Genomic DNA, 22,837 nt, shown 5'->3' with positions numbered 1-22,837 from the left:
TGCAGCACGATGAAACTGATCAGTGCAACACCGAGCCCGTATGCCCGCAAGGTGCGGATCGCGCTCGCAGAGAAGGGCATCCCCTTCGATCTTGAGACCGAAGTGCCGTGGCACGGCACGTCCGCGACGCCGCAGTACAATCCGCTGGAGAAGCTGCCGGTTCTTATCCTCGACGACGGCAGTGCCGTCTACGAATCGCACTACATCATGGAGTGGATCGAGGCGAAGTACCCGACGCCGCCGCTCGTTCCAGCGGACATTGACGGTCGGCTCCTCGCGCGCAAGTTCGAGGTGTTGAGTGATGGCACCTGTGACGCGTTCGTGCTCATGTTCTTCGAGCAGATGCGTGAGCAGGGGCGGCAGAGCCCGGAATGGATCGCCCGGCAGCGCCGAAAGGTCGATGGCGGCGTGCGCGAGATAGCCCGTCTGATTGGGGACCGTGATTACGCGGTCGGCGACAGCTTCGGGCTCGGGGACATCGCGGCCGGGACGGTCGTCGGGTATCTCACCGTTCGCTGGCCGGATTACCCCTGGCGTGAGCAATACCCAAGCCTTGCCGCCTACAGCGATCGCATGGAACGCAGGCCTTCCTTCCAAGAGACGAAACCCACGCCACAGCAGATCACCGAGAAGGTGGTGTAGTCTGCCATGCGTCTGTTCCGGCCGAGCACGTCATCGTGGGGAGGTAAACCATGATAGGCCACGGCCTTGAACAGGCAGCGCGGATCATCGCCGAGAACGTCGCCTCGACCTTCGAGAGCTCACCGAATCGGAGATCGTTTCAGATGGGCGAGCGCGAGATAGTCGTTGCTGGCCTGATTCGCGAATTGCTGGCCGTTTTACCGTTGGCGGAAAGCGATACCCTGGCCCAAGCATGCAACCGATATCTTGCGGTTATGGCGGAGGTTGGGATCTTCGGCCCACGTGTCGAGGCAATCGACCCCGGCGACGGATCAGTGACAATGCGGCGAGCGTGAACACGATCAAACTGAAAGCCGTCAGAGAATAGTCAGTCACGATTATTTGATACCAAGTCGCGATCGACTTCGATCAACGCTGCCGTAGCTAACTTGAGGCTTGTCAAATTATTGCCAATCGAGCGCAAATGTTTTTGGATACAAATTGGCGTAATTACTCAGGCCCTTGCGCGGGTCTGGTTTCGCTGATTCTTTCGCAGGATGGGGCGCAGCGATCTTGAGCGGTTGAGCCGCGAGGAACTGATCGAGCTGGTGCTGCGTCTGCAGCGTCCGGACAAGACCTCTCGCACGTCCTCGAAGCCGCCCGCCACAGACCGCAAAGAGCGGCACGAGCAATCCAAACCTGGCGGGGCCAAGCCCGGCCACGAGGGCCATAGCCGTGTGATGAGCGACGATCCCGACGCGGTCGTCGATCATCGGCCCGACCGCTGCGCGTGCTGCGGCGGCGCCCTGCACGGAGATCTTCCTGTCGAACTCGTGAGCGTGTCCGAGCGGATCGAGTTGCCAGAGGTGACACCGGTCGTGACGCAGCATCGTCGGTTGGCCGTGCACTGCCCGACCTGCGGGGTGCGGGTCGTCGCGCCGGTGCCGGAGGCGGCGCGGGGCACGCCGTTCGGCCCACGGCTGCATGCGGTGGCAACGTATCTCAAGACCTTCCAGGCGCTGTCCTTCGAGCGACTGCAGGCAGCCTTGTCGGACCTGTTCGGTCTGACGCTCAGCCAGGGCGGGCTGATGAACCTGCTCCAGCGCGCGCAGAGGCACTTCCGCTCCGGTCGCGAGGAGGCCGTCTCGACGCTACGCCGGGCCGCTGTGATCGCCTCGGACGAGACCGGCGTCCGGATCGAGGGCAGCAACGCTTATCATTGGGTGTTCCACGCGGCCGACGCCGTGGTGCACACGGCCTCGCCGACGCGGGGCGCCATCGTGATACGGGAGATGATGGACGGCCACCGGCCCGCGGTGTGATCTCGGACCGCTACACCGCCCAGCAGGGCCACGCGGCTGCGCACCAGACCTGCCTCGCCCATCTCGCCCGCGACGTCGCCTACGTCGTCGAGGTCAGCGACGATCCCGTGCCCTGGCGATTGCAGCTCTGGTTGCAGACGGTATTCGGCCTGGCCGAGCGCGTCACCGATCTGGCCGCCTCGACGCTCGCCGCCAAGCGCCGGACCTTGGATCGACAGCTCGGCGCCATCCTCGCCACACCGAGCCGCTGCGACCTGACCCGCGACCTGCAGGCCAAGTTCGGACGGGCGCGTGATCAGCTCCTCGTCTTCCTCGCCCATCCCGGCGCGGTCGAACCGACCAACAACGGCTCAGAGCGACTGCTGCGCCCAGCGGTCATCCAGCGGAAGGTGACCAACGGCTACCGCGCCATGTAGGCCGCCGAGGGCGAGGCCGCCATCCGCACCGTCGTCGATACCGCACGCCTCGCAGGCCACAGCCCATTCGGCACCATCCTCAAGACCGTCGGTGCCTGATCCCAGCCGTCACAGGCCTGGGTAATTACAAATTGGCAACATACGGGCAGATTCTTATGAAGAGCTCAAGTGCTTTCATTTCGCGCCTGCGGTCGTATTGATCAGATATGATGCACAATGAGCACTAAGCTTAAAATTGTTGCTCGACTGGCAGACAGTATGGGCTAACGATGCACTTTAGAACGGCGCCAAACAGGTGGTTCGATCGGTCAGGTTCTGGCTAGGTTCCTGCAGTTTGTGGTCGTCTTATTCACTTCCCGGTCCGGGGATGGTTCGGGTGTTGGGATCCCGCGCGACCAGTAGGGAGGAGCCCCAAACAATTCCAGACAAGCGGATGTGGCGAGCGTCGCATGGCCGATATCAAGATACGTATCCCATCGGGCACCTCTAGGCTGCCCTCAAACGAAGCAGATCCCAAACGTCATTGGTGAAACGCCTCCGGATGCGCTCCTTCAATGCGCTTCCCGCGTTCCCGGCTGCCGACAAGCTGCCCCCGCTTTTTAGTCTGACGCCCTCTCCATCACAAGGACGAGGCGGGGCCGCGGCCCCGGAACTTTACCAAGGATCAAGATCATGGAATCTATCCCAAAGTTTCTCCAGGGCGTATTTGAATATTTCGGGTCCGGACTTGATAAGTCGGCCCTCCTAGCATCGACATTAATCTACACGGTTCCAAGTACCAAGCGCGCGCAGTTTGTTTATCTTCGCGCAGGCAATTCAGGACCCGAACTGATCTGCCTGTCGCTGGTCATCGCCGGGAAGGCCGCCCGTTACCTACCGATCGGCGCTAAGGCCGGCATGAACGTGCCGCTGACGATCGTCGAAGATCTGCCGCCGGACACGCAGGTCGAGGTCCACTTCTCCGCCCCCGAGGGAGCCACCGGCCAAGTCGTGGTCGACGTCGGCCTCCTGGAGATCTGAACGGTCCGATCGCGCGAAGAACCGAGCAAGAGAGCCTTCATGAGCAAGCAGAGACTCGTGGTCGTCGGAAACGGCATGGCCGGCGCCCGTGCCGTGGAGGAGGTATTGGCCCGGGGCGGCGCCGAGATGTTCGACATCGTCATGTTCGGCGACGAGCCCTACGGCAACTACAACCGCATCCTGCTCTCCGAAATCTTGAACGGGACACAGGATACCGACGGGATCACCATGAACCCGCTGTCTTGGTACGCCGAGAACGGTATCACGCTCCATGCCGGCCACCGCGTCGAGAAGATCGATCGCGCCGCCAAGGTCGTCATCGCGAACACGGGCGTGCGGGAACGCTACGACAAGCTGATGATCGCCACCGGCAGCCGCGCCTTCATTCCGCCCATGCAGGGCGTACGGATAGAAGACGGTAGCCTCAAGCCCGGTGTCTTCGGCTACCGCACGGTCGCGGATTGCCAACAAATCGTCGACTACGCCCGAAGCAGCAAAGTCGCCGTCACGATTGGCGGCGGCCTTCTGGGCCTTGAAGCGGCGCGCAGCATGACTGTGCTGGGCTGCGAGTCGCACGTGGTCCACCTCGCCGGCCATCTCATGGAGATGCAGCTCGATGTGGCCGCGGGTGGGCTCCTGAAGAAGACCATCGAGGGTATGAACATCCAGGTTCACACCGCAAAGCAGACCACCGAGGTACTTGGCTCCGACAAGGTCGAGGGGCTGCGCTTCAAGGACGGCACGGAGCTGCTGTGCGACCTCGTCATCGTCGCGGCCGGGATCCGCCCGAATTCCGAGATCGGCCAGTTCTCGGGGCTGACTGTCGAACGCGCCATCGTCGTCAACGACCACATGCAGTCGGTAGACGACCGCGATATTTACGTGGTCGGGGAATGTGCGCAGCACCGTGGCCGGCTCTACGGCTTGGTCGCACCGCTTTACGAACAGGCGAAAGTCTTCGCCGAGCACGTCACCCAAACCAACGTAAACGCTGCCTATCACGGCTCGAAACTCGCCACGAAGCTGAAGGTGATGGGTGTCGAACTCGCGTCGATGGGCATCACCGATCCGACGGACGACAACGACGAGGTCGTGCAGTTCACCGAGCCGAAGCGCGGCACGTACAAGAAACTTATCGTACGCGACGGCCGGTTGGTCGGCGGCATCCTGATGGGCGACATTTCCAAGGCGCCGTTCCTGATGCAGGCCTTCGCGCAGAACGCACCGCTGCCGGACGAGCGTCTGTCGCTGATGTTCGACCTCGGCACACCGTCCGCGAAGGTCACCTATGACGAGATGCCGGCGGAGACTCAGGTCTGTAACTGCAATGGCGTAACCAAGGCCGGCATCGCGGCCTGCGTTATAGCTGGCGCTAATAGCTCCAAAGCGGTGATGACCCAGACCCGCGCCGGCATGGGCTGCGGCGCCTGCAAGGGTGAGGTGACCGAACTTGTTTCGTGGCTCCTGGGCGGTGAGGTCGAGGAGGACCCGTCGGTCCACTACTACGTGCCGACTATCCCGCTGCGGAAACCGGAACTGATGAGAGAGGTGGTCGCCCGCGGCCTCAAGTCGGTCTCCTCGGTGTTCCGCGAACTCGGGAACGGCGAGGTCGATGCCGGCGCTAAGCCGGCGCTCGCCTCATTGCTGATCACCGTATGGAAAGGCGAGTACGACGACGAGCGCGACGCCCGTTTCATCAACGACCGCGTCCACGCCAACATCCAGAAGGATGGCACCTTCTCGGTGATCCCGGAGATGCCCGGCGGCGTCTGCACGCCCGACGAGCTGGTCCGCATCGGCCAGGTGGCGCAGAAGTACAACGTCCCGCTGGTGAAGCTGACCGGCGGGCAGCGCGTCGACCTCGTCGGCCTCAAAAAGGATGATCTGCCCAAGATCTGGAGCGACCTGGGCTTCAAAGCGGGCTATGCCTGGGGCAAGAGCTACCGCACCTGCAAGAGCTGCATCGGCACCGATTTCTGCCGGTTCGGGCTGGGCGATTCCATGGGCTTCGCCCAGCGCATCGAGCGGCGCTACCGCGGCATCGACAGCCCGGCTAAACTCAAGCTTGCCACCGCTGGATGTCCGCGTAACTGCTCCGAAGCCTACGTGAAGGATGTCGGCTTCGTCGCGATCGGCGACGGTAAGTGGGAGATCTACGTCGGGGGGGCTGCCGGCGCCCATATCCGCAAGGGCGACCTGCTCACCACCGCCAAGGACGAGACTGAGGCGATGCTGATCGGCAGCCGCTTCATGCAGTTCTACCGCGAAAATGCGAAGTGGAAGGAGCGGACCTACACCTTCATGGAGCGGGTCGGCCTAGAGCGGGTCCGCGCCGTGGTGGTGGAAGACAGCGAGGGGATCTGCGCCGATCTCGACGCGGCCATGGAGGCCTCGATCGCTGCCTGTGTCGATCCCTGGCTCGAGGCGGTCGCCCCGAAGACTGCCAACCAGTTCACTTCGGTGATCCCAGCAAAGGAGGAAGTGTGATGGCGGCCGGCGAAGTGCTGCTCGGCGCGGTCGAGCAAATCCCGACCGGTGAGGGGCGCACCTTCCGCGTCGGCGAGCTGGAGATCGCCGTATTCCACACAGCAGAAGAACAAGTCTACGCGACACAGGCTCTCTGCCCGCATCGCCAGGGGCCGCTGGCAGACGGTCTCCTGGGCGGGACCACGCTGATGTGCCCACTGCACGACCGAACTTTCGACCTAAAATCCGGTTGCGGCACGAGCCACGAGCATCTCGGTCTCGTCACCTATCCAGCTTGGGTCGTCGACGGCCAGATCTGGGTGCGGCCGGAGCCCGTCCAGGCCGAGGCGGCGGAGTAAAATCGGCGACTTCTTTCCAAACAATCAAGGAGTCTCTGCCATGGTCTCGCAGAAAGCGATCCGGATCGAGCTCTTCAATTTTAGGACTCCGCAAATGCGGGCCTTTCACCTGACCTGGATGGCCTTCTTCGTCTGCTTCTTCGCTTGGTTTGCGACCGCCCCGCTAATGCCGATCATTGGCGCAGACCTCAAACTTACCAGCGGGCAGATCTACAACATCACCATCGCCGGCGTGTTCGCTACCATCTTGGCTCGAACGATCATCGGGCCAATGTGCGACAAGTACGGGCCACGGCTCACGTATACGATCCTTTTGGCACTGGGCTCGCTGCCGGTCTTTGGTGTCGCGTTCGCGTGGGACTACAGCTCGTTCCTGATGTTCCGCCTTCTCATCGGCATCATCGGTGCGAGCTTCGTGGTCACCCAGTACCATACCTCGGTGATGTTTGCGCCAAACGTCGTTGGGACCGCCAACGCAACCGTCGGCGGTTGGGGCAATGCCGGCGGAGGATTTACGCAAAGCGTGATGCCGCTCGTCCTCGGCGCGATCGTGGCCGCGGGTGTCAGCACAGGTACCGGTTGGCGCTACTCAATGATCGTACCTGGTGTGCTCATGCTTGTCATGGCAGGTCTGTACTGGCGGTTCACACAGGACACTCCAGAGGGCAACATCCCGGAACTGCGCCGCCAAGGGGTTTCGGTCGATAGCGGCAAAAAGGGCGGCTGGGAGGTGATGAAAACCGCCGCACAGAACTATCGGGTCTGGCTACTCGCGGCCTGTTACGGAGCCTCGTTCGGCGTCGAGTTGTTCGTGCACAGCATCGCGGTCACGTACTACTACGACCACTACCATCTCTCAGTGATCGATGCCGGGTACGCGGTCGGCGCGTTCGGACTGCTCGCACTGTTCGCGCGTGCGCTTGGCGGCCTGTTGTCCGATCGTGTCGCCCACACCAAGGGACTCGACGGTCGCACATGGCTGCTGTTTGGCCTGATGATGGGCGAAGGTGTCTTCCTTGTAGCCTTTTCTCAGGCCAGCGCCGTAAGCTTGGCCATTACGGCCATGCTCGTGTTCGGCCTATTCACGCACATGGCCTGCGGCTCGCTCTATGCGCTCGTGCCGTTCATAGATCGGAAGGTCCTCGGTGGCGTTGCCGGCATTATCGGTGCTGGCGGCAACATCGGTGGCGTCGCGGCAGGTTTTCTGCTTCGCGGTACCGGCGACGTGCAGCTCTGCTTTCTCATCCTCGGCTGTGCCGCGATCGCGTGCGCGTGCGGAGCCGCCCTCATCCGATTCTCGATCAAACATAAGCAGGACGAGCAGGCGCTCTACGATGCGGCCATCGCACAGCGCTATGCCTTGATGGGCGGCAGCGCATCTGTCCTAACTTAATCTTCAGTCATCCGTAACGCATCAAAACAAGCCACCTATATCAATGCATTTCTAAGACAGGTATTAATGGTCATTAACGACCAATGCAGTACGGGAGTAGAATGACTACTGGTAAATTTAACATAATTTTTACTATCGTCAAAACAATCCACCGTCACGCATCTGAGATGCTGCCGTCCGTCAATCTGAGCTCAGCATGAATAGTTGTGATTGCATAATAATTACGCACTTGTTTTTCTTATGGTGCCAGGCTGAGATTCCCACCGAAATTCGGTGAGCAACATGCCGTCGGCTGCGAATGTGCCTTGCCAACCCAGCCTGCCGACGATGATCGTAATCCGTGATCGGCCTTTGTCTTTGCCATATCCGCGCGCGATGCGGCTCTCAACGCACCCAAGATCAGCTTGTCTTAACAGCACCCATTCTTCTACGCCAAACCGCTGCGCCAGTTCTGCAGGCGTTATAAGCCAACCTCCATGCTCGTCGAGATCGAGGCGCACTGGCTAGTCCTCCGCTTCTCAAGCGGTTTTGCAAGCACCAGACCACGTTCAAACGGTGTGTACCCACGCATCTTCACCAACGAGTGCCTCCGCCAAACTTTGTGTCGTAGTCGACGGCCCTCATAGCGCCCCCAAGCATTTCGATCGCAATCGATCAGACTCGAACCGGGAGCCCTAACTGGAACGGCGCTCCGTCTTGATTTTCCTGTGCACGGGCTGAAGTCGACGCAGCGCGTCCTGAACTCGCCTGTGTAATGCTGGGGTCATCGACGGGTCCAAACGTTCATGTTGGGTTCGATCTCTGTGCTCAAATGGGTCCGAGTTGAGACGTACCTCGCGCTTCGATCGTGCAGGACAGGCTCTCGGTCTCCATGATCTTCCCGCCCCCATAGGAGCGCCCGAGCAACGCTGTAGACCGCTGTATGGCCCTTCGATGACACGTCTCAATGGCGCACCTTGAATGGCCGGCAGATGAAGCTTACGACGAGTTGGCTGATCATACGCAGGAGATACCGCAGACTGCTTCAGATTTTTTTTTGCACTGCCCGCGGCCATGTCATGAAGGCTAACCTGGCCTTGCGTCTATCGCCGCTGAGAAGGTGGTTGTGATCTGCAACCCTTAAATAATGGGCCGCCACATTATCGGTGGGTCTTGATCGGGCATCGTGCTGCCGTCCAAAGGAGCCCACTCTTTTTGGATGGCCGCTATGTTCCCGCAATCGGAGAAGACAAGGTCCCGCCTCTTAAACCTGGCTTCGATTGTGATACCGCTCATGAGTTTGAGCACGACGGGCTTACCATCGAAGGGCCCCACGATGTCCATCCATTCTGGCATCGCCTTCCACTCAGCCAAGTCGGTCACGGTTCACCTCTGCCGATGATCGCGAACATCATCGGCAGATTCCACGCACGAGATGGGCCAGGTGCAATTGTCGGGCTTGATCTCAGTTTTACGCAAATCCCTACTGCGTGGCGCGGCAGATCATCCCGTGATGGGCTGGAGGCCGGTCTCGGGGAAGCCGCGGGGTGTTAACGCGGTCCCTGTGACCAGGCGTTTCACTTGATAGAGCGCCTACCCGGACCGATGTCCGTTCGCTAATTCGCTCGGATGCGAATGGTCCTGCGTCGGGGCCGTTTTACGAATGTCCGCAATGCGGAAGAGACCGATGCCTATGAAATAGCTGGGATGGGCGCGAAGCGGCCGGAAGGTACTGGTCTAGAGCGGCCTCTGGACGAATGAGGCGGGCAACAGACGCTGCCTCTCACAGGGGGATCTGGTAGGTCACCTCAGCCGCCGTCAATCCCCTGGCATGCCATCTGCACAATAGACGCCACCCATAGGATTGGAGGCGCTCAATGAGGCGACGCGATGTTCTTGCTGGCGCCACGGCTTCCCTCATCGCCGCGCCGAGCCTCGTGCGTGCACAGGCTGCTACAACGCTCAAGTTCATCCCCTACGCTGACCTTGCTCTGCTCGATCCGCTAGTCAGCGCCTTCGTCACCCGCAACCACGTGATGATGGTCTTCGACACCCTCTACGCCCTCGACGCCGCCGGTGTGCCCCGGCCGCAGATGGTTGGGGCTGAGAACATTGAGGACGGCGGCCGGCGCGTGCGCCTTACCCTGCGCGACGGCTTGAAATTTCACGACGGTAGCCCTGTGCTCGGTCGGGATGTCGTTGCCAGTCTCAAGCGATGGGCGAGCACCGACTCCTTCGGCCAAGCGCTGATGGCGGCAACCGACGAACTCTCGGCGTCGTCCGACACGATGGTCGAGTTTCGCCTGAAGCGCGCGTTCCCGCTCCTGCCGAACGCTTTGGCCAAGCCGACGAACCTCATGGCGGCCATCATGCCGGAGCGGCTGGCCGCGATCCCGCCTACCACCCGCCTGACTGAGATGGTCGGCTCAGGCCCATTCCGCTTCGTCGCCAACGAGCGCGTGCCGGGCGCGCGCAACGTGTACCGCCGCTTCGAGGGCTACGTGCCGCGGACTGACGGAGCGCCGAGCTTCTGCGCCGGCCCCCGCATCGCCCATTTCGAGCGCGTCGAGTGGTTGACGAACCCGGACCCGGGCACGCAAGTCGCTGCTCTCCAAGCCGGCGAGGTAGACTGGGTCGAGCAACCGCTGATGGATCTCGTCCCCAGCCTGCGCACGAATAAGGCGATCAAGCTGCAGGTCGTGGAGGACAAGGGTCTGATCGGCGTCTTGCGCTTCAACTTCCTCCACCCACCCTTCGATAACCCGGCAATCCGGCGCGCCGTACTGCGAGCTGTCAATCAGACTGAGTTCATGCAGGCGGTCGCGGGCGACAACGCCGCCGTGGACATCCGCGTCGGCGTGTTCGGCCCCGCCGGCCTGCCGATGGCCAACGACGCCGGAATGGAGGCCCTAGGTGGGAAGCACGACCTCGGCACGCTCAAGCGCGACATCGAGTCGGCCGGCTACAAGGGCGAAAAGGTCGTATTCCTGACGGCGACGGACGTCCCGCGCATCAACGCGATCTGCAGCGTGGGCGTCGAGATGATGCGTCAACTCGGCCTGAACGTCGACGAGGTCTCCACCGACTGGGGGAGTGTCGTGCAGCGTTCCACGAGTCAGCAGCCGATCGACAAGGGCGGCTGGAGCGTGTTCGGCTCGTTCTGGGGCGGCTACGACATGATGAACCCAGCCGGCCACCTGCTCCTGCGCGGCACCGGGCTAAGGGCGTGGAACGGCTGGCCCACGGACGAGCGGCTCGAGAACCAGCGCCAATCCTGGATCGACGCGGCGGACCAGGCCGGGCGGCTCGATATCGCGCGGCAGATCCAGGTCCAGGCGTTTGAGGACGTCCCGTTCCTGCCTTTGGGGTCTTACCTCCAGCCGACTGCCTATCGTGCCGACCTCGAGGGGATGCAGGTTGGTCTGCCGCTGTTCACAAACATCCGGCGGTGTTAAATACGGATCTTGCGCCGCGAACCTGCGTATGTCCCGGGCTGGCCGAAAGCCGCCGATCCGCTTTTGGACGGCTGATGCGGATAAGCGGACAAGCCGCTACCGACCCAACCTCGTCGTAAAAATCGATCTATGGTGCGCCCGAAAGCGGTTGTTCAACTCCGTCGGGCGAGGATTGGCATGACGTCGGCACCGAGGTCGTTTACGCGGCATGGGACTAGAGCCGAGCGGAGAGTGCGCGCGATGCCCTGCGTTTTCAGGGGCAAGAGACGCGGGTAATCGCGTTGTTTGGTGCTCTGAACGTCGGCCTCATTGATCCATCAGATCCAGGCGCGCGCTAGGTGGGGCTAGGGCGAACCTGCGTGAGGACGATCCGTACAGGGATTGGCACGAACCGGAGGTGCCCTGGACAGAAGCTACATCCTTCGACCTCTAACCAATTGACTGCGTCTGTCAGTCCGGCGCCGTCGAGCACGCGAGCTACCTCGCGTTCGCCTCTCGCGTGGTCGACGGTCCTTCGACATAGTCGACACGATCAAACTACATGATCGGATTTTGATTCAATTATAATCTATGTAGATCGGCTTTGCAGAAAAAGTACTTTATTTATCGTGTATTATAAACATTATTTATCTGGCGCCGACGGCTTCCAAATTTGTGCTGCTACTTCGACCGCTTCGGTAAGCGCTGCTTGGAGATCCTCATCCGCATCGTGCTGCCCCTCTCGGATGGTTCGGACCAGATTCTCCATCGGATTGTCGGGCGCGCCTGCGCCATCGAGCACGCGCGCGCCGGCCTTTGCGAGCCGGTCCGCCTGCACGATTTCGCGGGCGGCAATGCCGATGGCGTTGGTGACCATCAGGGCGACGTAGCGCGGGCGGCCGGTGAGGCCGGGCACGACCTCCTCGGTGAGGGCGCGGCGGGCCGCGTCGAGGAGGGCGGCGCCGGAGGGTTCGTCCTGCATGCTCAGCTCCATGCCGCGGGGGCGGTCGCCCGCAGGATCGCCCGTTCCAGGTCGGGCACCATCCGGCCGGTCAGTGCCAGTTCGAGGGAGAACTCGCGCCCGGAGACGTGGCGCGCGCCCTGCTCCAGCGCGATCACCGCCCAGCGCACATGGGCCATCACCTCCCAGTAGGCCACGCGCGCCGGATCGACCGTCCGCCCGCTCTCGGACGTGTAGCCCCGGTAGAAGGCCGCGCGGGAACCGACGCCGCCCGCCTCACGCTCGGGCCGGCCGAAGCGCCAGCAGGCGGCGCAGAACCAGCCGAGGTCCTGATCCGGGTCACCCCAGCCGGCGAACTCCCAGTCCAGCACGGCCGTGAGGCCGGATCCGTCGACCATGTAGTTGCCCGTCCGGAAATCCCGGTGGACGAGGGTCGGCGCCGGGCAGGCCGGGGCGCGGACCTCCCCCCAACGCAGCCCCCACTCGATCGCCGGGCGCCGGACACCAATACCGTCGAGGCTCGCGCGCAGACGCGCGATCTCGGCTCGTGCGGGATCCGGTTCGGGCGCGCCCAGGAAGGCGAGCCCGCCCGGCAGCGCCCGTGGGTCGAGCGTGGCGTGGATCTTCGCCAGTTCGCGGCCCAGGGTCTCGGCGAGCTGCTCCCGGTCGCCGCCGAGGCTCGGATCCTTGGCGATCCGCGGGCCCAGCCCCACGCCCTCGACCAGCCCCATGACCGCGAACGGGGCGCCGATCACTTCCGGATCCTCGCAGAAGGCGACGGGTTCGGGCACCCGGACCCCGGCGTTCCAGACCGCCTCTAGGATCCGGAACTCCTCGGCACGGGTCCGGCTCGACGCGATGGTGGCGGCCGCATCCATGCGCAGCACGAAGGCGCGCACGTCGTCGCCGACCCGGCAGCTGACGAGCCGATTCTCCTGAATGGAGCCGCCGCCGAGGGGACGCGTATCCGCGATGGCGAGGTCCGGGCAGCCGAGCGTCCCGGCCAGCCAGATGCGCAGCCGATCCTGATCCATCCGCTACAGGCCCGACACGAGGTGGCCGCCATCGACCGCCACGACGCTGCCGGTCATGTACGCCCCGGCATCGGAGGCGAGCAGGAGGAGCGGCCCGTCGAGTTCGGCCGCCTCCCCCAGACGCCGCTGCGGCACCCGCTTGATCAGGGCCTTACCGGGCTCCGATTCGAAGAACGCGTCGTTCAGCTCGGTCTTGATGTAGCCGGGCGCCAGGGCGTTCACCCGGATGCCGTAGCGCGCCCATTCGAGGGCGAGGCTCTTGGTCAGCTGGACGACCCCGGCCTTCGAGGCCGCGTAGGGCGCCAGTCCGCCGGTGACCCGCAGGCCCAGGATCGACGCGATGTTGACGATGCTGCCGCCCGCGCCGTGGCGGACCATGCGCCGGCCGGCCGCCTGAGCCACCAGCCAGACGCCCTTCAGGTTCGTATCGAGGACCCCGTCCCAGTCGGCCTCGTCGAGGTCGAGGGCGGGCTTCGTCGCGGTGATCCCGGCATTGTTGACGACGACATGGACCGGACCGAAGCGGGCCTCGGCGGCGTCGAGGGCCCGCTCGATGCTGGCCGCGTCGGTGACGTCCATGACGACGGCCTGCGCTTTTCCGCCCTCCCCGGAGACGCCGGCGACGGTCTCGGCGAGGGCGTCCGCCCGGCGCGCGCAGAGGGACAGGTGCGCCCCCGCGCGCACCAGCGTCCCGGCGAAGTGGCGGCCGAGGCCGCTGGAGGCGCCGGTCACCAGGACATGCCGGCCGGCGAGATCGAAGAGGTCGGCCATCTCAGCGCAGCCGCTCGACGGCCATGGCGATACCCTGTCCGCCACCGATGCACATGGTCACCAGCCCGTAACGTCCGCCCGTCCGGGCCAGCTCGTAGAGCGCCTTCACGGTGATGATCGCCCCCGTCGCGCCGATCGGATGGCCGAGCGCGATGGCGCCGCCGTTCGGATTGACCTTCGCGGGGTCGAGGTCGAGTTCGCGGGAGACGGCGCAGGCCTGGGACGCGAAGGCCTCGTTCGATTCGATCACGTCGAAATCGGCGGCCCGCAGGCCCGTCCGCTCCAGCAATCGGCGCACGGCCGGGACCGGACCCATGCCCATCTCGGACGGGTCCACGCCGGCATGGGCGTAGCCGACGATGCGGGCCAGGGGCGTGCGGCCGTCCCGCTCCGCCCGGTCGGCGCTGGACAGGACGAGGGCGGCGGCGCCGTCGTTGAGGCCCGAGGCGTTGCCGGCCGTCACGCTGCCGGTCTTCGAGAAGGCCGGGCGCAGCTTCGCCAGATCCTCGGCGCTCGCGGCCTTGGGGTGCTCGTCGGTGTCGAACGCCACCGTCTCGCGCTTGCGCTGCACGGCGACCGGCAGGATCTGGTCGCGGAACCGGCCTTCGCGGATCGCCCGCGCGGCCCGGGCCTGGCTCTCGGCCGCGAAGGCGTCCTGCTGGTCGCGGGAGACGGCGTAACGCTCCGCCACGTTCTCGGCGGTGACGCCCATATGGCCGTTGCCGAACGGGTCGTTCAGCGCGCCCAGCATGTAGTCGACCAGCACGGCATCGCCCATGCGCTGGCCGGTGCGCCCGACCTTCAGCAGGTGCGGCGCGCGGCTCATGCTCTCGGCTCCCCCGGCGACCGCCGTGTCGGCATCCCCGAGGAGGATCGATTTCGCGGCCGAGACGATCGCCTGCAAGCCGCTGCCGCAGAGGCGGTTGACCGTCATGGCCGGCACCTCCTTGGGGATGCCGCCCTCCATGGCGGCGACGCGCGCGAGGTAGGCGTCCCGCGGTTCGGTAGGAATTACGCTGCCGAAGACCACGTGGCCGATCGCTTCGGGTGCGGTCGCGGCGCGCTTAAGTGCCTCCGCCACGCACTGGGCCGCCAACGCCGCCGGCGGGATCGCCGCGAGCGACCCCCCGAACGTGCCGATCGCGGTCCGTACCGCCCCTGTGATCACGACATCGGTCATCGTCATAAACTCTACGCTTCGGTGCGTCTGTCAGGTCCTGTCGCGAGACGCGGACATCCGATCCCGGCACCGCGTGCCGCGGTGCCGGGCCGCGGGCGCGGGCAGATCAGGATGCGGGTACGGGGGCGTGACCACCGGCGCGTCGTCCCCGTCCCGGCGGTCACGCCCCGACGGTCCACGTCCAGAAGGCATCGCCCTCCGCCTCGAGATTGCGGTTGAGCACCATCTTGTGGACCTCGTCGGCGCCGTCCACCAGCCGGGCCTGCCGGGCGTAGCGGTAGATCCACTCCAGGGGCGTGTCGGTCGAGTAGCCCCGGGCGCCGTTGATCTGGATCGCCACGTCGGCCGCCGCGTGGAGGAGATTGGCCACGTGGACCTTGGCCATCGAGACTTCCTTGCGGGCGAAGCTGCCCTGGTCCAGCGCCCAGGCGGCCTTCATGACCAGCAGCCGGCCGATCTCGATCCGCATGGCGAGGTCGCCGAGCATGAGCTGGATGCTCTCCCGGTCGGCGAGCCGGATGCCGAAGCCATGGCGCTCCGCCGCGTAGGCCCGGGCGATCTCGACGCAGCGCTTCGACAGGCCGAGCCAGCGCATGCAATGGGTCAGCCGGGCGGGGCCGAGGCGGATCTGGGTCAGCTTCAGGCCGTCGCCCTCGTTCATCAGGACGTTCTCGGCCGGGATCTCCAGACCGTCGAACAGCAACTCGCAATGGCCGCCATGCTCCTCCGGGCCCATGATCGGGATCCGGCGCAGGATCTCCCATCCGGGCTGGTCCTTGTGGAACAGGAAGGCGGTCAGCCCCCTGCGCGCATCGTCGGAAGTGCGCGCCATCAGGATGAAGTGCGCGGCCTCCTCGGCCCCCGTGATGTACCATTTGCGGCCGGTGACCACGTAGGTGTCGCCCCGCCGCTCGGCCCGCGTCTGGATCATGCCGGGATCGGAGCCGCCGCCGGGATGCGGCTCGGTCATGGCGAAGGCGGAGCGGACCTCGCCGCGCACGATCGGGGCGAGCCACCGCTCCTTCTGGGCCTGCGTCGCGACCTTCTCCAGCACCATCATGTTGCCGTCGTCGGGGGCGGCGGAGTTGAACACGACCGGCCCGAAGATCGAGCGGTTCATCGCCTCGTAGCAGACCGCCATGCCGACCTTGTCGAGGCCGGCCCCGCCGGTCTCCGGCCTGAGCTGGAGGCACCAGAGACCCTGCTCCTGCGCGAGGCCGCGCAGCCGGGCCAGTTCGCCTAAGCCGATGTTCCCGTGCCCGTCATAGGCGGGCGGGTCCGCCTCCAGGGGCAGGATGTGCGTGTCGACGAAGGCCGCGATTCGGGCGCGGTACGCCTCGACGCCGGCAGAAATGGTGAAATCCACGTCGTACCCTTTAGTCCTGCTGCGCTCGATGCGCCCGGTCACCCAATTCTGGAATGCGCGGTCAGCGAACGGCTCTTGTGCCGGGCCGCCGTCTGCTCCTGGAGCGCGCGCAGCTGGCCCGAAAACTTCTTCGAGGCGCGCGCGATGTGGGCGCGCCCCAGCGTCTCGGCCTCCGCGGGCTCCCCCGCGATGATCGCGTCCAGTATGGTGGTGTGCTCGTTCCAGATGTCGCTGGAGATGTCGCGCTCGACCCGCAGCACCGCGCCCATGATCCGGCGCATGAAGTGCCAGTGCGGACGGGCTGCCTCCTCCACCGACCGGTTGCCCGATATTGCGTAGATGAACTGGTGGAAATCCAGGTCCGCGGCGATCTGCCGGGCGACTGATCCGCCGCTGATCGCCTCCCGGCCCCGCGCGATGAGGGCAGGGCCCTCGGCCTGAGCGCGATCGGAGCCCCGCTCGGCTGCCAGCCGGCAGGACAGGCCGTCCAGTACCTCCCGGGTCTCGTAGACGTCCCGCAGCACGTCAGCGTCGAGCGGCGTCACGATCACCCCGCGTTTCGGGGCGTCGGCCACGAAGCCGCGCTCGCGCAGCAGCATCAGCGCCTGCTGCACCGGCTGCCGCGAAACCTCATAGGCGGCCGCGAGCTCGTCCTGGATCAGCCGCGCGTTCGGCGCGAGCGTGCCCTCGCAGATCTCGGAAAGGATCCGCTCGTAGACCTGCTCGACCAGACTTAGCACTGGCGCCCCGCCCGCCATCTTTCCCGCCCGCCGTCTTTCCCGCCACCCGTTAAAGCGATCCTGCACCATTTCAGCGCTTGTGCAAATTCAAAACTCGCATACCATATTCGAATTCAAAGTGAGTCGGCGAGGGTTCCTAAGGCGCTGGGCCTGGAGACGCGATTGGGCGGATGCTGAGCGCCATCTCAGTGTTCACGCCGATGAGGTCTTTGCCCGGCCGCTGGATGCGTCACCTGACGCTGTCCGGCGGGAGCCGGCGGACTTATACAAAGCCGCGTGCGACGGTTCGCAACGCGGCGAGCATGGGAGGAACGCCGTGACCACGCCAACCAACGCGTCCATTCGCCCGGATCGGACCGCTCCCCTCGGCCGCCGGGCTTTCCTCGGGCTCGCCGGCGCGGCAGCGCTCGGCGCAGGGACCGTGCTCAGCCCGGCGGTCCTACGCGCGCAGGGGGCGCCGCTTAAACTGAAGTTCGGCAACGACGTGCCGCTGACGCACTCACTCAACGTCCGGCTCGCCGAGGCGGTTGGCGCGATCGAGAAGGAGACGAACGGGCGCCTGTCGATCTCCGTGTTCCCGAACAATCAGCTCGGCAGCGATACGGACATGATCTCGCAGCTGCGCTCGGGGGCGCTCGAACTCGCGACTATGCCCACGACCCTGCTGTCGACGCTGGTGCCAGCGGCCGCGCTGCCGGCCATCGGGTTCGTCTTCCCGAGCTACGACAAAGTCTGGCCGGCAATGGACGGCGAGGTCGGTGCGTACATGCGCAGCAGCATCGAGAAAGCCAACCTGCATCCGTTCGAGGCGATGTGGGACAACGGCTTCCGCCAAGTCACGACGAGCACCAAGCCGATCAGCCGTCCCGAGGACCTCAGGGGCTTCAAGATCCGCGTGCCCGTCGTCCCATTGTGGGTCTCGCTGTTCACGGCGCTGGGTGCCGCGCCGACCAGCATCCCCCTGAGCGAGGCCTACGCCGCACTTCAGACCAGGATCACTGACGGGCAGGAAAACCCGCTGGCGATCATTAACGCGACGAAGTTCTACGAGGTGCAGAAGTTCTGCTCGCTCACCAATCACGCCTGGGACGGCTTCTGGCTGCTCGCGAGCGGCCGCGTCTGGAAGACGATCCCCGCGGACTTGCAAGCGGTAATGGCCAAGCACTTCAATGCCGCCGCCCTCAAGCAGCGCGAGGACAACCTCAAGGATAGTGCCGACCTGAAAGTGGCGCTGGAGGGAAAGGGGCTGGCCTTCAACACCACCGATCCGGCGCAGTTCCAGCAGGCTCTCGCCAAGACGGACTTCTACAAGACCTGGAAGGGCAAGTTCGGGACCGAAGCGTGGGCGTTGCTGGAGAAGTACGCCGGCGCCATCGGCTGATGCGTCCGAAAGGCGGGAACCACCAGGCGAGAACGATCGAGGAGATGGCGCCATGAAGGAGCTCCTGACGCTCGGGCAAATGCTCTCGGTGCATGCGCGGCTCGCGCCGGAGCGCCTCGGCGCGCGCGACCTGGAACGATCGATGACGTTCCACCTGTGGAACGCGCGCGCCTGCCGCTTGGCGAACGCGCTGCTCGGCCTCGGCCTCGGGAAGGGCGCGCGCGTCGGGGTGCTCGCCTACAACTGCGTAGAATGGGCCGAGATCTACGCGGCGACCGCCAAGGCTGGCCTCGTCGCCGTGCCGATCAACTTCCGCCTCGTCGGGCCCGAGATCCGCTTCATCATGACCAACGCCGAGGCGTCGGCCCTGATCGTTCAGGACGAGCTGGCCGGCGTCGTCGAGGATGTGCGAGCTGATCTCGGCCTGCCCGAGGGCAACGTCGTCCATTTCGGGCCCACGCCTTGCCCGAAAGGCTACCGGGACTACGAGGCATTCCTCGCGGCCGCCAGCGACGCCGAGCCGGACGTGGCCGTCGCAGCGGCCGATCCGTGGATGCTGATGTACACCTCGGGCACCACCGGCAACCCGAAGGGCGCAATCCGCAGTCACCGCGGTGCCAGCCTCATGGCCCTATGCACGGAGATCGAGCTCGGCATCCACCGCAATGACAGCGCGCTGCTCGTCATGCCGATGTGCCACGCCAACTCGCTCTACTTCTTCGGGGCGTTCAGCTATTGCGGCGGTGCGACGACGATCTACTCGCGCAAGAGCTTTGACCCAGAGCACTGCCTGCGCACCCTGGCCGAGGGCGGCGCGACCTTCACCTCGCTCGTGCCGACCCACTACATCATGATGCTCGGCTTGTCCGCGCAGGAGAGCTCGCGCTACGACCTCGACCGCGTCACCAAGCTGATGATCTCCTCCGCGCCCGCCCGCCAGGAGACCAAGCGGGCGGTGATGGGGCTGTTCCACAATTCCGGGCTGTACGAGCTCTACGGGGCGACTGAGACCGGCTGGGTGACGATGCTACACCCCCGCGACCAGTTCACGAAACTCGGCTCGGTCGGCCGCGAATGCGTCGGCTCCGCCCCAATCCGGATCCTCGACGCGGATGGCGACGAGGTGCCGGACGGGGAGCCCGGCGAACTCTATTCCTGCAATCCCTACACCTTCGACGGCTACTGGAAGCTGCCGGAAAAGACCGCCGCCGCCTTCCGCGGCGCGTACTGCACGGTGGGCGACATGGCCCGGCGCGACGCGGACGGGTTCATCCAACTCGTCGACCGCAAGAGCAACATGATCATCTCGGGCGGCGAGAACGTCTATCCCTCCGAGATCGAGGCGGCGCTCGGCACCCATCCCTGCGTGCAAGACGTTGCCGTAGTCGGTCTGCCGGACGCCAAGTGGGGTGAGCGCGTCCACGCCGTCGTCGTACTGCACCCGGGCACCGCCCTGACCGAAGCCGACCTGATCGGCTGGAGCCGGGACCGACTGGCCGGCTACAAGCGGCCGCGCACCTGCTCTTTCATCGCCGCCGAGGCCGTGCCGCGCAACGCCACCGGCAAGGTGCTCTACCGCGTCCTCAAGGCGCAGTTGAGCGCCGAGGCCGGCGCGGGCACGCCGGCTTGATGGGTGCCCGCGATGCCCGTCGATTCCCCCGCCCCAGTCCCCGTCGACGGCCGGTGCGATGCAGGCCGTCCTGAACGCGGCCGTCCCGATCTTTGCGCTGATCCTGGTTGGGTTCCTGTGCGGCCGCTTGGGCGGGTTCACGCGCGAGTCGACCGACAGCATCAACCGCTTCGCGGTCTACCTCGCGCTGCCGGCGCTGATCTTCACGACGATGGCCCGGATCACGCCGGCCGAGATCGGGCAGGTCGGCTTCGCGGCGGGATTTGCCGGTGGCATCAGCCTCACCTTCGCCTTGGCCTTCTGGTTCGGGCTACGCCGCGGCGGCTCGATGGCGGATGCCAGTATCGAGGGGCTGGATGCGGGCTACGGCAACGTCGGCTTCATGGGCATCCCGCTCTGCCTGCTGGTGTTCGGGCCGGAGGGCCTCCCGGCAGCGGTGATCGCCACCCTGTTCACCGCATGCGTCCTGTTCCTCACGGCGATCGTGCTCGTGGAGTTCGACCTCCGCCGGGGCGTCGACCGCCGCAACACCGTGCGCCGGGTCCTGGTCTCGCTCCTGCGCAACCCCTTGTTTCTGGCGCCGGTCGCGGGGCTCGGCGCCGGCCTCACCGGCCTGCCGCTGCCCCAGCCGCTGGAGACCGCCGCCAAGCTCCTCGGCGGCGCGGCGTCCCCGTGCGCACTGGTTTGCATAGGCCTGTTCCTCGCCCAGGAGAGCGCGCTGTCCGGCGACCGGAGCCGGATCGGCCTGCTAGTCGTCCTGAAGCTGCTGTTCCAGCCGGCCGTGACGGCCCTGCTCGTCTTCTGGATCTTCGACGTGCCGCCGCTCTGGGCGCGGGCGGCGGTGCTGCTCAGCGCGCTGCCGATCGGCTCGGGCCCCTTTACCATCGCCAAGCTCTATGGGTTGCGGGCGGGCGTGACCTCCGGGGCGATCCTGATCTCGCACCTCGTCTCCGTCCTCACCGTCTCGACCCTCGTGGCATGGCTCGGCTGAGCCCCCTGAGAAAGGATCATCCGCATGCAGGTCACCCCAGATAGCGTCGCCGCCCTGATCGCCAAGTCGCTGAAGGCGCGGGGCGTCGAGCGGGTCTTCGCCCTATGCGGCGGCCACATCATGCCGATCTGGATGCGCCTCGACGCGGAGGGCATCGACATCGTCGACGTGCGCGACGAGCGCGCCGCTGTGCACATGGCGCAGGCCCATGCCGAGGTGACCGGGAGAATCGGCGTCGCCCTGGTGACGGCGGGCCCCGGCATGACGAACGCGGTCACCGGCATTGCCAACGCCCACGTCTCCCGCGCGCCCGTGCTGGTCATCTCCGGCACCAGCCCGCGGGCCCAGGAGAACCGCGGCGGCCTGCAGGACCTCGACCACACGGCGATTGTGCGCTCGGTCACCCGCTACGCCCGCACTGTGCGCGAGTCGACGCTAGCCCTGGCCGAGCTCGACGAGGCGATCTCCCGCGCCTTGGGCGAGGGCGGCGAGCCGGGACCCGCCTATATCGACTTCCCCACCGACACGATGCGCCAGCCCGTGCCGAAGGCCATGCAACTGCCCGAGCACCTCGCGCCCCGGCCGCGCGCGCAGGCGCGGCCAGATCCCGACCGGATTGCCGAGGCGGTGGAGTTGCTGTGGTCGGCCCGGCGCGTCCTGGTGATCTCGGGGCGCGGCGCCCGCGGGGCCGGGCCGGAGCTGACCGCGCTGCTCGACCGCCTCGGCGCCGTCTACCTCGACACCGGCGAAAGCCGCGGCCTGGTGCCCGACGGCCATCCCGCCGTGGTCGCGGCCATGCGCGGAGCGGTGATGGGCGACGCCGACGTGGTGCTCACCGTCGGCCGCCGCCTTGACTTCCAGCTCGCCTACGGGTCGCCGGCCGTGTTCGGGGACGCCAAGTTCGTGCGCATCGCCGACATCCCGCAGGAGCTGCGCGACAATCGCCGCGGCGCGGTGGAGATCCTCGCATCTGCCGGCCCGGCACTCAGCGCGCTGGTCGAGACCGCTGGCAACCGGCCCTCGGCGGTCGACCCCGACTGGGCGGGCAAGCTCCGCGCGAGCCATGTAGGGCGCGCGAAGAAGCTCCGCCAGACGATGGCGGAGGCGCCCAACGGCAGCGATGGCCGCCTTCACCCGAACCGGGTGATCTCCGCCCTCCAGGACGCGATCGGTGACGACGCCATCGTGATCACCGACGGGGGCGATTTCCTGAGCTTTGCCCGCGTCGGCCTGTCGGCGCCGACCATGCTCGATCCGGGGCCGTTCGGCTGCATCGGCGTCGGGGTGCCCTATGGGATCGCCGCGAGCCTGGCGCGGCCGGACAAGACCGTACTGGTCGCGACTGGCGACGGCGCCTTCGGCTTTAACGCCATCGAACTCGACACGGCCGCGCGCCACAAGGCGCCGGTGCTGATCGTCGTGGCTAACAACGGCGCGTGGCAGATCGAGGTGCATGATCAGACAGTCACGCACGGCAAGGTCGTCGGAACCCGGCTTCAGTTCAGCGATCACGCCGCGATGGCCCGCGCCTTCGGCATGCATGGGGAGCGCGTGGAGACCGCAGAGCAGCTTGGACCGGCCATCGCGCGCGCGCTCGCCAATCGGCCGGCGCTTCTCGACATCGTGGTGACCCCCGAAGCTGTCTCATCCGACGCCAAGACCGGCCTCGCCTGGGTCCCCGATCTTCAGCCACTGGCCGCCTGGGACGAGGCGGAACGGACATGGCGTGCGACGCGTACGAGCGAGACACCGTAGATCGACGATGCGACGAAC

At 65.6% G+C, this 22,837-nt stretch carries 18 protein-coding genes and 1 pseudogene; 12 read left to right on the top strand and 7 right to left on the bottom strand.

Annotated features, from left to right (window positions below):
* Window positions 1-9 precede the first annotated feature (9 nt).
* From MKL11_RS25815 to MKL11_RS25785, 7 genes and pseudogenes are all read left to right on the top strand, one after another.
* Window positions 10-642: a glutathione S-transferase family protein gene (locus MKL11_RS25815; RefSeq protein ID WP_243948477.1), complete on the top strand. Its 633-nt coding sequence runs from the start codon at window positions 10-12 to the stop codon at window positions 640-642.
* A gap of 50 nt (window positions 643-692) precedes the next feature.
* Window positions 693-977 (top strand): hypothetical protein, encoded by a 285-nt coding sequence (locus tag MKL11_RS25810; protein WP_243948475.1) that lies wholly within the window; start codon window positions 693-695, stop codon window positions 975-977.
* A 201-nt stretch (window positions 978-1,178) separates the two neighbouring features.
* Window positions 1,179-2,458 (top strand): annotated as a pseudogene (tnpC, locus tag MKL11_RS25805) (IS66 family transposase).
* Between the two features lie 573 nt (window positions 2,459-3,031).
* The gene (locus tag MKL11_RS25800) at window positions 3,032-3,379 is read left to right on the top strand and encodes a molybdopterin oxidoreductase (RefSeq protein ID WP_243948474.1); all 348 of its coding nucleotides are present in this window, start codon (window positions 3,032-3,034) and stop codon (window positions 3,377-3,379) included.
* 39 nt (window positions 3,380-3,418) lie between these two features.
* Complete coding sequence (gene nirB, locus MKL11_RS25795; RefSeq protein WP_243948473.1) at window positions 3,419-5,866, top strand: nitrite reductase large subunit NirB; 2,448 nt, start codon at window positions 3,419-3,421, stop codon at window positions 5,864-5,866.
* Complete coding sequence (locus MKL11_RS25790) at window positions 5,866-6,204, top strand: Rieske (2Fe-2S) protein (protein WP_243948472.1); 339 nt, start codon at window positions 5,866-5,868, stop codon at window positions 6,202-6,204. The genes nirB and MKL11_RS25790 overlap by 1 nt, the downstream gene beginning before the upstream one ends.
* A 40-nt stretch (window positions 6,205-6,244) precedes the next feature.
* Entirely contained in the window at window positions 6,245-7,597 is a 1,353-nt protein-coding gene (locus MKL11_RS25785) for an MFS transporter (RefSeq protein ID WP_243948471.1), read from the top strand.
* Window positions 7,598-7,818: 221 nt separating this feature from the next.
* On the opposite strand, the gene MKL11_RS25780 is transcribed toward MKL11_RS25785, so the two are convergent.
* Window positions 7,819-8,097 (bottom strand): DUF6522 family protein, encoded by a 279-nt coding sequence (locus MKL11_RS25780; protein ID WP_243948470.1) that lies wholly within the window; start codon window positions 8,095-8,097, stop codon window positions 7,819-7,821.
* Window positions 8,098-9,453: 1,356 nt separating this feature from the next.
* On the opposite strand from MKL11_RS25780, the gene MKL11_RS25775 reads away from it, so the two are divergent.
* On the top strand, window positions 9,454-11,031 hold the full coding sequence (locus MKL11_RS25775; RefSeq protein ID WP_243948468.1) for an ABC transporter substrate-binding protein: 1,578 nt from the start codon (window positions 9,454-9,456) through the stop codon (window positions 11,029-11,031).
* A 622-nt stretch (window positions 11,032-11,653) separates the two neighbouring features.
* Here MKL11_RS25775 and MKL11_RS25770 read toward each other — a convergent pair.
* From MKL11_RS25770 to MKL11_RS25745, 6 genes are all read right to left on the bottom strand, one after another.
* Entirely contained in the window at window positions 11,654-11,992 is a 339-nt protein-coding gene (locus MKL11_RS25770) for a DUF6285 domain-containing protein (RefSeq protein ID WP_243948466.1), read from the bottom strand.
* Window positions 11,993-11,994: 2 nt separating this feature from the next.
* A complete protein-coding gene (locus tag MKL11_RS25765; RefSeq protein WP_147907804.1) occupies window positions 11,995-13,005 on the bottom strand; it encodes a phosphotransferase family protein in 1,011 nt (336 codons plus the stop codon).
* 3 nt (window positions 13,006-13,008) lie between these two features.
* Window positions 13,009-13,776, bottom strand: a complete 768-nt coding sequence (locus MKL11_RS25760; RefSeq protein ID WP_243948464.1) for an SDR family NAD(P)-dependent oxidoreductase — start codon at window positions 13,774-13,776, stop codon at window positions 13,009-13,011.
* Window position 13,777: 1 nt separating this feature from the next.
* Window positions 13,778-14,956 carry a beta-ketothiolase BktB gene (gene bktB / locus MKL11_RS25755; protein WP_243948462.1) on the bottom strand — a complete coding sequence of 393 codons (1,179 nt, stop codon included), beginning with the start codon at window positions 14,954-14,956 and terminating at the stop codon, window positions 13,778-13,780.
* Window positions 14,957-15,116: 160 nt separating this feature from the next.
* Window positions 15,117-16,322, bottom strand: a complete 1,206-nt coding sequence (locus MKL11_RS25750; RefSeq protein ID WP_243948460.1) for an acyl-CoA dehydrogenase family protein — start codon at window positions 16,320-16,322, stop codon at window positions 15,117-15,119.
* A 38-nt stretch (window positions 16,323-16,360) separates the two neighbouring features.
* A complete protein-coding gene (locus tag MKL11_RS25745; protein ID WP_243948457.1) occupies window positions 16,361-17,080 on the bottom strand; it encodes a GntR family transcriptional regulator in 720 nt (239 codons plus the stop codon).
* Window positions 17,081-17,378: 298 nt separating this feature from the next.
* Between MKL11_RS25745 and MKL11_RS25740 the strand changes: the two genes are divergently transcribed.
* From MKL11_RS25740 to MKL11_RS25725, 4 genes are read left to right on the top strand one after another with little or no spacing between them, the layout of a single operon-like run.
* Window positions 17,379-18,443, top strand: coding sequence for a TRAP transporter substrate-binding protein (locus MKL11_RS25740; protein ID WP_409565913.1), 1,065 nt, complete (start codon window positions 17,379-17,381; stop codon window positions 18,441-18,443).
* A 52-nt stretch (window positions 18,444-18,495) separates the two neighbouring features.
* Window positions 18,496-20,073: a class I adenylate-forming enzyme family protein gene (locus tag MKL11_RS25735; protein ID WP_147907799.1), complete on the top strand. Its 1,578-nt coding sequence runs from the start codon at window positions 18,496-18,498 to the stop codon at window positions 20,071-20,073.
* 58 nt (window positions 20,074-20,131) lie between these two features.
* On the top strand, window positions 20,132-21,064 hold the full coding sequence (locus tag MKL11_RS25730; protein WP_243948455.1) for an AEC family transporter: 933 nt from the start codon (window positions 20,132-20,134) through the stop codon (window positions 21,062-21,064).
* Window positions 21,065-21,088: 24 nt separating this feature from the next.
* Window positions 21,089-22,819 (top strand): thiamine pyrophosphate-binding protein, encoded by a 1,731-nt coding sequence (locus MKL11_RS25725; protein WP_243948452.1) that lies wholly within the window; start codon window positions 21,089-21,091, stop codon window positions 22,817-22,819.
* The last annotated feature ends 18 nt before the right edge of the window (window positions 22,820-22,837 follow it).

The organism is Methylobacterium sp. J-077 (assembly GCF_022829365.1).
Taxonomy (GTDB): Bacteria; Pseudomonadota; Alphaproteobacteria; order Rhizobiales; family Beijerinckiaceae; genus Methylobacterium.
The sequence above is the reverse complement of the archived record's forward strand: the minus strand, read 5'-3'. Positions and strand labels throughout refer to the sequence as shown.

Coding starts and splice junctions, on each gene's coding strand:
- MKL11_RS25815 (WP_243948477.1), top strand. CDS start 10: ATGAAACTGATCAGTGCAACACCGAGCCCGTATGCCCGCAAGGTGCGG.
- MKL11_RS25810 (WP_243948475.1), top strand. CDS start 693: ATGATAGGCCACGGCCTTGAACAGGCAGCGCGGATCATCGCCGAGAAC.
- MKL11_RS25800 (WP_243948474.1), top strand. CDS start 3,032: ATGGAATCTATCCCAAAGTTTCTCCAGGGCGTATTTGAATATTTCGGG.
- nirB (WP_243948473.1), top strand. CDS start 3,419: ATGAGCAAGCAGAGACTCGTGGTCGTCGGAAACGGCATGGCCGGCGCC.
- MKL11_RS25790 (WP_243948472.1), top strand. CDS start 5,866: ATGGCGGCCGGCGAAGTGCTGCTCGGCGCGGTCGAGCAAATCCCGACC.
- MKL11_RS25785 (WP_243948471.1), top strand. CDS start 6,245: ATGGTCTCGCAGAAAGCGATCCGGATCGAGCTCTTCAATTTTAGGACT.
- MKL11_RS25775 (WP_243948468.1), top strand. CDS start 9,454: ATGAGGCGACGCGATGTTCTTGCTGGCGCCACGGCTTCCCTCATCGCC.
- MKL11_RS25770 (WP_243948466.1), bottom strand. CDS start 11,992: ATGCAGGACGAACCCTCCGGCGCCGCCCTCCTCGACGCGGCCCGCCGC.
- MKL11_RS25765 (WP_147907804.1), bottom strand. CDS start 13,005: ATGGATCAGGATCGGCTGCGCATCTGGCTGGCCGGGACGCTCGGCTGC.
- MKL11_RS25760 (WP_243948464.1), bottom strand. CDS start 13,776: ATGGCCGACCTCTTCGATCTCGCCGGCCGGCATGTCCTGGTGACCGGC.
- bktB (WP_243948462.1), bottom strand. CDS start 14,956: ATGACCGATGTCGTGATCACAGGGGCGGTACGGACCGCGATCGGCACG.
- MKL11_RS25745 (WP_243948457.1), bottom strand. CDS start 17,080: ATGGCGGGCGGGGCGCCAGTGCTAAGTCTGGTCGAGCAGGTCTACGAG.
- MKL11_RS25735 (WP_147907799.1), top strand. CDS start 18,496: ATGAAGGAGCTCCTGACGCTCGGGCAAATGCTCTCGGTGCATGCGCGG.
- MKL11_RS25730 (WP_243948455.1), top strand. CDS start 20,132: ATGCAGGCCGTCCTGAACGCGGCCGTCCCGATCTTTGCGCTGATCCTG.
- MKL11_RS25725 (WP_243948452.1), top strand. CDS start 21,089: ATGCAGGTCACCCCAGATAGCGTCGCCGCCCTGATCGCCAAGTCGCTG.